A 1,327-nucleotide genomic window follows, 5' to 3' on the forward strand; every position below is an offset into this window, starting at 1 on the left:
TCCTGATCCGGCGGCTCGGCGGGGCGGTCCTCGTCCTCTTCGCCCTGACCGCCATCCTCTACGGCATCTTCTACGTGGCCCCCGGCAACGTCGCCCAGCTCGTCTGCGGCCCGCGCTGCTCACCCGCCCAGCTCGCCCAGGTCACCGGCCAACTGCGGCTGGACGACCCGCTGTACGTGCAGTACGGGCACTTCCTCCAGGGCATCGTCGCGGGCCAGGACTACTCCACGGGCACCGGCGTGGAGCACTGCTCCGCGCCCTGCCTCGGCGTCTCCTACCAGTCCGACCAGCAGGTCACCCAACTCATCCTGGCCAAGCTCCCGGTCACCGGCTCGCTGGTCATCGGGGCCTTCGCCGGCTGGCTGCTGCTCGGCGTGGGCACCGGCGTGCTCTCCGCCTGGCGGCGCGGCCGGCTCACCGAACGCGTCCTGACCTGGCTGACCCTCGCGGGCTCGGCCACGCCCGTCTTCGTCATCGGGCTGCTGCTCATCATCGTGTTCTGCTCCACCCTCCAGTGGCTGCCCGCCCCGAGTTACGTCCCCTTCGCGGAGGATCCGGAACAGTGGGCGTGGGGGCTGCTGCTGCCCTGGGTGTCGCTGGCGCTGATCGAGTCCGCCAAGTACGCGCGGCTCACCCGCAGCGCCATGCTGGAGACGCTCGCCGAGGACCATGTGCGCACCTTCCGCGCGTACGGGGTCGGGGAGCGGGCCATCATCGGCCGCCACGCCCTCCGGGGCGCGGTGGCGCCCGTCATCGCGCTCAGCGCCCTGGACTTCGGCACGATGTTCGGCGGCGCGGTGCTCACCGAATCCCTCTTCGGCATCCCCGGCATCGGGCGCGAGCTGGTCAACGCGGTCAAGCTCGTCGACCTGCCCGTGGTGGTCGGCATGGTGCTGGTGACCGGGTTCTTCGTCGTCCTCGCCAATGCCGTCGCGGACCTGCTGTACGCGCTGGCCGACCGACGGGTGGTCCTGTCATGACAACGCATGAGCCTCTGGTGGAGCCCTTGGTGGAGGTCGCCGGTCTCACCGTCGACTTCGGTTCCGTACGGGCCGTGGACGGGCTCTCCTTCACGCTGGAAGCGGGCGGCGCGCTCGCCGTGGTCGGGGAGTCCGGATCCGGCAAGTCCGCCTCCGCCTACGCCCTGCTCGGCCTCCACCGGGGGACCGGCGCCCGGGTCGGCGGCACTGTCCGCGTCGCCGGTACGGACGTGAACACGGCCGACGACCGCGAACTGCGGGCCCTGCGGGGCGCGCAGGCCGCCATGGTCTTCCAGGACCCGCTCTCCTCGCTTGACCCGTACTACCCGGTGGGCGACCAGATCGCG

At 71.6% G+C, this 1,327-nt stretch carries 2 protein-coding genes; both read left to right on the forward strand.

Features of this window, described 5'->3' with window-relative positions; genetic code table 11:
• Positions 1-2 precede the first annotated feature (2 nt).
• Positions 3-980 carry an ABC transporter permease gene (locus AB0M27_RS47890; RefSeq protein WP_365732473.1) on the forward strand — a complete coding sequence of 326 codons (978 nt, stop codon included), beginning with the start codon at positions 3-5 and terminating at the stop codon, positions 978-980.
• Positions 977-1,327 (forward strand): ATP-binding cassette domain-containing protein (locus AB0M27_RS47895; RefSeq protein WP_365732474.1); only part of this gene is annotated, 351 nt, incomplete at its 3' end. The genes AB0M27_RS47890 and AB0M27_RS47895, both read left to right, overlap by 4 nt.

It is taken from the genome of Streptomyces sp. NPDC052107, from assembly GCF_040680215.1.
Lineage (GTDB): Bacteria > Actinomycetota > Actinomycetes > Streptomycetales > Streptomycetaceae > Streptomyces.